We start from the raw sequence: 8754 nt of genomic DNA, 5'->3' as shown, positions 1-8754 counted from the left end.
GTGCTCAACCGCAGGAGCAGGACGCCGCGTGGCGCGGCTGTCAACAACCCGATGGACCGGGGTGGCCGCACCGCCGCCCCGTTTCCAGCGGCCCTGGACGGTTGTGTGCGGTGTGTTAACGTGCCGAACTGTGCGTAGCTGGTAGCGACCCTCTTCCCGCTGGATTGGAGTCCTGGATGGATCTACGGGTCTGCCTGACGGGGTCGGATGACGATGAGCTCGCCGGCCTCGACGCCCTGCGGGACCTTCAACTGGAATTGGTCGACGATCCCGCCTTCCGTGGTCGGGTCATCCTGGTAGAGCGGCCGGCGGATCCCGGCACCCTCGGACCGGTCCTGGAAGGGCTCCGGATTCTGCTCGAACCGCAGACCCTTACACCGCTGCTAGCTGCCCTGGTCACCTATCTGCGGATCCGTTCGCGGGACCGCACCAGCGACCTAGAGCTGACCGTACGGAGGACGGACGACTCCACCGAGATTAAGCTGTCCGGCCAGCGGATCCGGCAGCTGGACGCCGTGGCGCTGGCGGCCGAGCTGGAGCGCCACGCGGAGCGTCTGGACGGTGGAGCCCAGCGCTTGGAAGGCGGAGCCGAGCGTCCGGACGGTACCGACGCCCCGGCGACGTGACGTCACTTGGGTCGCCGGCCACCAGGGTGGTGGTCGTCGGCACGGCACACCACCGCGATCCGGGCAGGCTGCCTGATGTCGAGGCGGTCGCCACGTCCATCGCGGACCTGGAGCGCTGCCTGCTCGATCCGGAGATCTGCGGGGTACGGCCGGAGAGTCTCCGCGTACTGCTGGATCCGCCGGATCCCGGCGCGCTGGACGACGTCATCCGGCAGGCGGCCGTCGAGGCGGAGGATGTGTTCCTGCTGTACTACCTGGGGCACGGGCTCGTATCCGAGAACGCGCTGTACCTTGCCACCCAGGCGACGGCTGACATCTCCCGGACCCGGGCGTCGACGGAGGCGCTGGAGTTCGCCGCCGTCACCGGAGCGCTGCGGCACTGCCGCGCCGCGACGATCGTCGTGGTGCTCGACTGCTGCGACGCGGGCCGGGCCCACCTCGGCGGCCTTCGTGGGGACTGGCTGCTCCTCGCCTCCACCCGCCGGTCCGTACAGGCTCTCGCCCCCGAGGGGGCCCGGCACACCCTGTTCACCGGTGAGCTGCTGAGCATCCTGGCCGAGGGTGATCCGCAGGGGCCGCCACAGCTCACGCTGGCCCGGGTGACCGATCTCCTCCGCGGCCGACTCCAGCCGGCCGGCCAGGCGCCGGTGGCCCGGTACGAGGGCGGCGCGGGCCGGCTCGTACTGGCACCGAACCGCGCGTACCGGCCACCGCGCCTCGACAACCCGCCGCCGGAGGATCTCGACGGCGCCGAGGAGGTCTGCCCGTACCTGGGGTTGAACGGATACGACACGGCGGACGAGCGGCTGTTCTTCGGCCGCCGTGAGATCACGGAGACGCTGCTGCGAGCCGCCTCCACGCGTGTCTTCGGTGCGGATCCGCTGATCGTGGTCGGCGCCTCCGGGGTGGGCAAGTCCTCCCTGCTCCGGGCCGGACTCCTGCCCGAGATCAAGAAGGGGGCACTGGGAGTCCCAGGCTCGGCGGGCTGGGTCCACCTCGTCATGACGCTGGGCGCCGGCCCGGGGCGCGCCGACCCGATGGACCTGCTGGCCGAGCAGCTCGCCACGCTGACCGGGCGGGACGATCCGGACGACGACCTGCGGGTACGGCACGCGCTGGCGACCGATCCGCGGCGCGAGGTCGGCCGGCTCCTCGACGGACGGAAGCTCGTGCTCGTCCTCGACCAGTTCGAGGATCTGTTCATCCAGCATCCGAACCGGGCGGCGGAGTTCGTCGCCACGGTGACCGGGTTGATCGGCCCGGACGAGTCCGCGCCGGTCGCCCTCGTCGCGCTCGGCGTCCGCGCCGACCATCTCGGCCACTGTCTGGAACTTCCCGAGATCGCCGGCGCGGCGCGCAACGCGCTGACCGTACCGCCGATGGCGCCGGACGAGCTCCGCGAGGTGATCACCGGTCCGGCGCGGGTGGCCGGGCTCGCCGTCGACGACGAACTGACCCGGGTCGTCCTGCGCGACCTCGACCTCCACCCACGGTCCGAGCGCCGGGCCGCGGTGCTTCCGCACCTCTCGTACGCGCTCCTCGCGACCTGGCAGAAGCGCACCGGCCGGCGGTTGACCGCGAACGACTACCTGGCGGCCGGCGGCATCGACAGCGCGATCGCCCTCCGGGCCGACGCCATCTACCGCGAGTTGGACGAGCCGGGGCAGCGGGCGGCGCGAAACATCTTCCTACAGATGGTCCTCACCTCCGAGGACGGCGAGGACACCACCCGGATCGCCGCCGTCCAGGAGTTGGTCCTGGACGGAGTGGGCGCGACCGTGCTGGACGCGTTCGTCCGGGCCCGGCTGGTGACGGTGCACGGTGAGTCCGTCTACGTCCACGAGGCCCTGTTGAAGGCGTGGCCGAGGCTCCGGGAGTGGATCGACGACGACCGGGAAACGCTCCGGGCCCGGGCGCGCTTGCGGCAGGCGGTCCGCGAGTGGGAGCGCGACGGAGCGGACCGCTCGCTCCTCTTCGGAGGCGCCCGGCTGGAGGCCGCTCTTCCGTGGCTTACCGACGACAACGTCCGGCTGACTGATCCGGAACGGGCGTTCCTCACCGCGAGCAAGAACCGGCGGCGAGCCGAGGTGCGCCGGCTCTACCAGGTGATCGCGTTCCTGACCGTCCTGCTCATCCTGGCCGTCGTCGCGAGCGGTTACGCGTTCGACCAGCGCGGCAGGGCGGACGCCAACGCCCGGGAGGCGACGGTACGGCAGCTCCTCGCCGTGGCCGACACCATCAGGGACAGCGATCCGCAGGCCGCGCTGACCTTCGACCTCGCCGCACTGCGCCTGGCCCGGACCGCCGAGAACCGGTCCAATCTCGTCACCGCCCTCGTCGGCGCGCACTACGGCGGAACGGCGCGTACCCCCGGCGTCGACTCCAGCTACTCCGACGTCGTCGCGACCGCCTTCAGCCGGGACGGCGCGATGCTCGCGATGGCCCACGATGACGACACGGTGTCCGTCTGGCCCATCGCGGGCCGCCACGTCCTCGACCCGCACCTGGTGAAGTTCAGGACGAACGGCGCGAACCACCTCCGGTTCAGCGACGACGGTCGGTCGCTGGCCGTGGTGGGCGACCGCGCCGACCGGGACAACGTCACCGACGCTCTGGTGTGGTGGGACATCTCAGACCCGAAGCGCCCATACCGGGCGCGTACCGTCGTCGGGGGCCGGCTCCTCGCGCTCGCTCCGGACGGCAGGACCGGGGTCCGCGCCGGTGCCGGCGGTCCGGTCCTGGTCAGGGTGGACGGGGCCCGCCTGGTCGACACCGCTTCGCTCGGCCGGGGCATCGGCAAGGTCGCGGGAATCAGCCAGGACGGCAGGCTGATGGTGACCGAGGGGACGTACGGCGGGCACACGATCTGGGACATCGCCGACCGGTCCCGGCCGGTACGCCTGGCCGACTTCCAGCAGAGCCTGCCCCAGCGTGAGATCACCATGGTGAGCAACAGCCCGTGGCAGAGCGCCTCGTTCAGCGCGGACAACACACTGGTCGCCATCGCGTCGAACCTCGGACCGGCCGTGCTGGTGGACATCTCGAATCCGCGCCGGCCGAGGCAGGTGAGCGACCTGGCCAACCCCGCCGTCGTCTCCACCGTGTCGACGGTGGCGTTCAGCCGCTGGGGTCGTACGCTCGCGGTCGGCAGCATCGGTCAGGTCGTGCGGCTCTGGGACGTCAGCGACCCGGCACATCCACGGGCCACCGCGACCCTCGGCGGTGCGGGTGGCGACGTCACCTCCCTGGCATTTTCTCCGGACGGTCGCTCGATCGCCTCCGGCGGCATGCACGGCGGGACGGACCTGTGGAATCTCGGACCGGCCGATCCCGCTCCGGTGAGCTACGAGGCCGGTGGCGTCGGCGTGACCGCCGGGTTGGGCGCCGACGGCCGTACCCTGGTCACCGGCGGACTAGCCGTGCACACCACCGTCCGAGACATCGCCGCCCCGGCCCGGACGGCTGTCTCGACCACCGTGCCCGCCAGCCGGGTGGGAGTCGTGGGGGTGGCGATCAGCCCCGACGGCCGCACCGTCGCCGAACGGAATCTCGACGGCACCACCACGCTGTGGGACACCGCCCGGCGGGGCCACCCGCGACTCCTCCGGACCCTTCCGACCCGCGGCGCCTCCGACCTGTTTCCCGAGACCCGGCGGCTGGTCCGGTTCAGCCCGGACGGTCGTACGCTCGCGGTCAACGACCCGGTCTCGGATCCGGAGAATCCCGTCTTCGAGCTGTGGGACGTCACCGACCCGCGGCAGCCGCGCCCGTTGACGAGCATCGCCGGCACCACCAACGAGGAGTCGTTCACCGCTCCCGCGGCGGCGTTCTCCCCGGACAGTCGGCTCTTCGTGATCGAGCGCAAGGGCGAGGTTACGCTCTGGGATATCGCCGACCGGCTCCGTCCCCGGATGGCCGGTACGCTGCCCACGCCCGGTGGGGCTATGACGTTCGGCGGTGACGGACGCCTCCTCGCCGTCGTCACCGGCGAGGGCACCGAGGTCTGGGACGTCGGCGATCCGGCGCACCCCCGCATGGTGTCCAGCGCGCCGTACGGCGGCAAGACGGTCGCCTTCAGCCCGGATGGCCGGGTCCTGGCCACCGGCGCCGGGCGGACCGTCGTGCTGATGTCGGTCGCGGAGCCCGGCCAGGCAGGCGGGGTCGTTCCGCTGCACGGGCACAGCAGGGAGGTCTTCGCCGTCACCTTCACGCCCGGTGGACACCTTGTCTCGGTGGACATCGAGGGCGGGCTGAAACTCTGGAACGCCGACGGGTTGCTGACCATCCTGGCCGAGCCGGAGTGGGCGGCGTGCGCGCTGGTCGATCCGGGCATCGGGCCCGAACGGTGGCAGAGATATGTGCCGAACCAACCGTTCGAGAACGTGTGCCCCGAGCGGTTCAGCCGGGTCTGCGAGCGGTTTGGGATGCACGAGACCTGTTGGGTCGAGCAGGTGCCTCCGACGGGCCGCCGGCGGCCGGGGTAGCCGTCGCCGTCGCAGCCTCGACCGCCACCGCTCTCAGCCAGCGCCGTGCCCGTCGCACCAGGACGATCGCACCGAGTGCCAGCAGGCCGACGATCCCGATCACGGTGAGGCAGGCCAGCACGACGGGAGTGGCGATCCGCTCGCCGCGCGGCGCCAGGCCGGCCGCCTGGTAGGCGTTCGGCGTACCGATGAACTGCGGCCTCGCCTCGTCGGCCAGGACGGCGAAGACCCGGCCCGAGATCCCGTCGGCCGCCACCAACAACAGTTCTCGGCCGTTGTCGCTAGCAACCAGCACCCGGTCGGCGGGTACGACGACGTTCCGGGGCGCGCGTTCGGCGGCCGAGGCGGTGACGTACCGCTCGTGGAACGGCCATCCGTTGATGTCCAGGCGTTGCCGCTCGTCGCAGCAGCTCACCCGGTCGCCGGGTAAAGCGATCACCCGCATGACGTGTGACGGACGAGCCGCCTGCGACCCGCTCAACCGTCCGCCGAGCGCGGCCCGGATCGCCGAAGCGCGGATCAGCACGACGTCCCCGCGTCGCGGCGACGACACCCGGTCGGCGAGGATACGATCGCCCGGCCGAAGGGTAGGGACCATGTTCTCCTCTAACCCATCCAGTTCGGCGTAGCTGCCGGTGAGCGGGGTGCCGACCAGCCCGCCCAGGCACAGCGCCGCAGCGATGAGGACCAGCCAGAACGTCCACCCGCGCCGCGCGTACGTCCGGAGGCGCAGGAGGCGCGGCCAACCGGTCCGACGCCGACCCGACGGGTCCCCGACCTGCTCGCTCGCGCGATGCCGACGTCGCACGGACCGGACCGCACCGGTCACGGCCACACCCAGCAGGCCGGACAGGCCGGCCGCCGCGACGGCCGCCCAGATCGTCGGCGCGGGGATCCGCCGGTCGGCGCGTGCCAGCTTCGGGTCCCGAAACGCGTCGGGGGTACCCGGAAATCGGGGTTTCCACCGCGGGTCGACGACCATGAACGCGCGACCCACGACTCCCTCCGCCCCGGTCGCACGGAGCAGGCCGCGGCCGTCGTCGAGCAGCACCACGATCCCCTCCGGTAGCGGGTAGGGGACGGAGAAGGCCAGGCAGCTCTGTGCGATGTACGCGGCGTCCGGATCCCGCTCGGCGCTCGGCGGCCCCCCGGCGGAGTCCCGGACGACCACGCCGTTGACCCGGACCCGCTGTTGCCCGTCGCAGGTCACCTGGTCGCCGGTCTCGGCGATGAGCCGCGAGATTATCAACCAGTCGCGCGAGTCGGCGGTATACCGGACCACGACGAGGTCTCCGGGCCGCACCGGCGATGCCGCGTCCACGACGAGGTGGTCACCCGAGCGCAGGGCCGGCTCCATGGCAGGTCCGGCGACATAACTGAACTGGGTGGTGGCGAAGACGCCGGCCAGACCACCGAGCAGACCGCCCAGGCACAGCGGCACGGCGCCCCAGACCAGCCAGAAGAAACCACTCTTCCGCGACAACCTTGCCGTAACGACCCGAAACATCGCGGTCAGGCCGGTCCGTGACACGAACAGACTCTACGCCCGAAGCAGCCCGTTCTCGCAGAGCCGCCCGTCCGACCTTGTCCGCCGCACGGCCGGTCCGGCGTCTCGTCGCGGCCTTCTGGCATCCTGGCGACGCGAGGGGACCTCAACGTGTCCACCTCGCTGGTCGATGACGAAGGCGTCGACCTGGTCTTCCATCGGCGCGGATCCACGGCAACGCTCGCCGTACAGGTCAAGGCTCGGATGTCCGATAGCAAGCGCATCCAGTCCGAAGGCTTCGTTGCCTTCGTCCGGTCCCAGACTTTCGTTGCCCGAGACGACCTGGACATGCTCTTCGTTGCGATCGATGTCGTTCATGGGATCGTGATGAAGGCATGGCTCGTTCCCAGCAAGACCTATGCCAGTACGCTCGGCGACCGGTCGATCCGAACGGCGTCGCCGTGGCCCGGCTCCACAGGGCGGGCCTGCGGAAGGTGGTCGCGGACCACGCCACGGTCGTGCTGCGGATGCTGAGCGACCGCCGAGACGAACTCGGCCTGCGCGAGCGCTTCACGGGCGCCCAATCTTCAATACCGCAGGCCCACGAGTCCTGAAGCGATCCTCTGTCGGAGGCAGGCTGTAGCGGCAGAAAATCTCCATCGGGGTTTGTTTGCCCAGGTCAGCAATTGTCGCGGATGCTCTGCGTGTCATCCCCAGGGCACCAACCTGCGTCAGCACCCTGTGCCGTGCCAAACTCGTCGCACGGTCTGTGAGCTGGTGTTTTATCGAGGCCGGCCATGATCTGGTCATGGTGGTGCGGATGCTGTACCTGGCGATGATCCAGGTGTTTGGATGGTTGGCGTGGCTGGCGCGATCAGACGCGGCGAAGACGGCGGAGCTGCTCGTTCTGCGCCACGAGGTTGCGGTCCTGCGTCGTCAGGTCGGTAAGCCGAACCTGTTCTGGCCGGACCGAGCGGTGTTGTCCGCGCTGGCCAATCTACTGCCCGGCTGGGTGCGTGAGCATCGTCTGGTAACCCCGGCCACCCTGCTGTCATGGCACCGTCGGTTGGTCAAGCGGCGTTGGACGTACCCGAACCAGCCCGGCCGCCCACCGGTTAGCGACGAGATCAAAGAATTGGTCGTGCGGCTGGCCCGGGAGAACCCGGGCTGGGGCCATCGGCGTATCCAGGGTGAGTTGCTCGGGCTGGGGTATCGGGTCGGTGCCGGCACGATCCGGCGCATCTTGTCCCGGGCCCGGCTGGGCCCGGCACCTCGCCGTAGCGACAACAGCTGGCGGCAGTTCCTGCGGACGCAGGCGTGCGGACTGCTGGCGGCAGACTTCTTCCACGTGGACACCATCGCGTTGCGGCGCCTGTACGTGCTGGTGGTGATGGAGGTGGCCACTCGCCGGGTCCACATCCTCGGGGTCACCACGAACCCGACCGGGGCGTGGACGGTGCAGCAGGCCCGCAACCTGATGATGGACCTGGGCGACCGTGCGGCGTCGTTTCGGTTCCTGGTTCGGGATCGGGACGGCAAGTTCACCTCGACCTTTAACGCGGTGTTCGCTGCTGAAGGCGTGGACGTTGTGAAGACCCCGCCGCGTACGCCGAGGGCGAACTGCTACGCCGAACGGTTCGTCGGCAGCGTCCGCCAGGAGTGCACCGACCATGTGCTGATCTACAATGAACCTTTTTCAACCTCCCCTTGCGGTCCGACGGACCGCAAGGCCGGACGCGGTGCGTCAGCGCCGTGCGGTCCAGGTTGAAAAAGGTTCAATGAGCGGCACGCCCGCGCCGTGCTGGCCGCCTACGAGCGGCACTTCAACGGCCATCGCCCACATCAGGGCATCGATCAACGTCCACCCAACCATGACCCGGGTGTCATCGTGTCGATGGAGGCGGCCATACGGCGGCGACGCATCCTCGGTGGTGTCCTCAACGAGTACCACCGGGCGGCCTGACTCAATCCAAAGGGCAGGCCAACGGCCACCGCCCGCGTTTTGGCGCGGCACAGGCAGATCCGCGCAGCTGATCTTGGCGGCTACGGCCACTATCTGTTGCAGTGGTATCCCGTAGAGCCGACATAGCACACTTGTCTGGCCGCGCGGCGATCGGCCGCCATAGACGGGTTGGGCGGAGGTCGGGGAGGTTCCGGC

6 protein-coding genes are annotated in these 8754 nt (G+C 70.3%); 4 read left to right on the top strand and 2 right to left on the bottom strand.

The features are described 5' to 3' along the window. The first annotated feature begins 176 nt into the window (after window positions 1-176). Entirely contained in the window at window positions 177-626 is a 450-nt protein-coding gene (locus tag AAH979_RS42045; RefSeq protein ID WP_346263700.1) for a hypothetical protein, read from the top strand. Then, a complete protein-coding gene (locus AAH979_RS42040; protein ID WP_346263699.1) occupies window positions 623-5110 on the top strand; it encodes a hypothetical protein in 4488 nt (1495 codons plus the stop codon). The genes AAH979_RS42045 and AAH979_RS42040 overlap by 4 nt, the downstream gene beginning before the upstream one ends. Here the strand turns inward: AAH979_RS42040 and lepB are convergent. Then, window positions 5025-6641, bottom strand: coding sequence for a signal peptidase I (gene lepB / locus AAH979_RS42035; protein ID WP_346263698.1), 1617 nt, complete (start codon window positions 6639-6641; stop codon window positions 5025-5027). The genes AAH979_RS42040 and lepB overlap by 86 nt on opposite strands. A gap of 126 nt (window positions 6642-6767) precedes the next feature. On the opposite strand from lepB, the gene AAH979_RS42030 reads away from it, so the two are divergent. Both AAH979_RS42030 and AAH979_RS42025 read left to right on the top strand, forming a co-directional pair. Next, on the top strand, window positions 6768-7130 hold the full coding sequence (locus AAH979_RS42030) for a hypothetical protein (protein WP_346263697.1): 363 nt from the start codon (window positions 6768-6770) through the stop codon (window positions 7128-7130). Window positions 7131-7404: 274 nt separating this feature from the next. Further along, a complete protein-coding gene (locus AAH979_RS42025) occupies window positions 7405-8364 on the top strand; it encodes a transposase (protein WP_346263696.1) in 960 nt (319 codons plus the stop codon). Here AAH979_RS42025 and AAH979_RS42020 read toward each other — a convergent pair. Then, window positions 8341-8754 (bottom strand): hypothetical protein (locus AAH979_RS42020; RefSeq protein ID WP_346263695.1); only part of this gene is annotated, 414 nt, incomplete at its 5' end. The genes AAH979_RS42025 and AAH979_RS42020 overlap by 24 nt on opposite strands.

Source organism: Plantactinospora sp. ZYX-F-223 (assembly GCF_039649625.1).
In the GTDB taxonomy this organism is placed as follows: domain Bacteria; phylum Actinomycetota; class Actinomycetes; order Mycobacteriales; family Micromonosporaceae; genus Plantactinospora.
The sequence above is the reverse complement of the archived record's forward strand: the minus strand, read 5'-3'. Positions and strand labels throughout refer to the sequence as shown.

Bases quoted from the DNA above. Each gene is read 5' to 3' on its own strand.
- AAH979_RS42045 (WP_346263700.1), top strand. From the start codon at position 177: ATGGATCTACGGGTCTGCCTGACGGGGTCGGATGACGATGAGCTCGCC.
- AAH979_RS42025 (WP_346263696.1), top strand. From the start codon at position 7,405: ATGGTGGTGCGGATGCTGTACCTGGCGATGATCCAGGTGTTTGGATGG.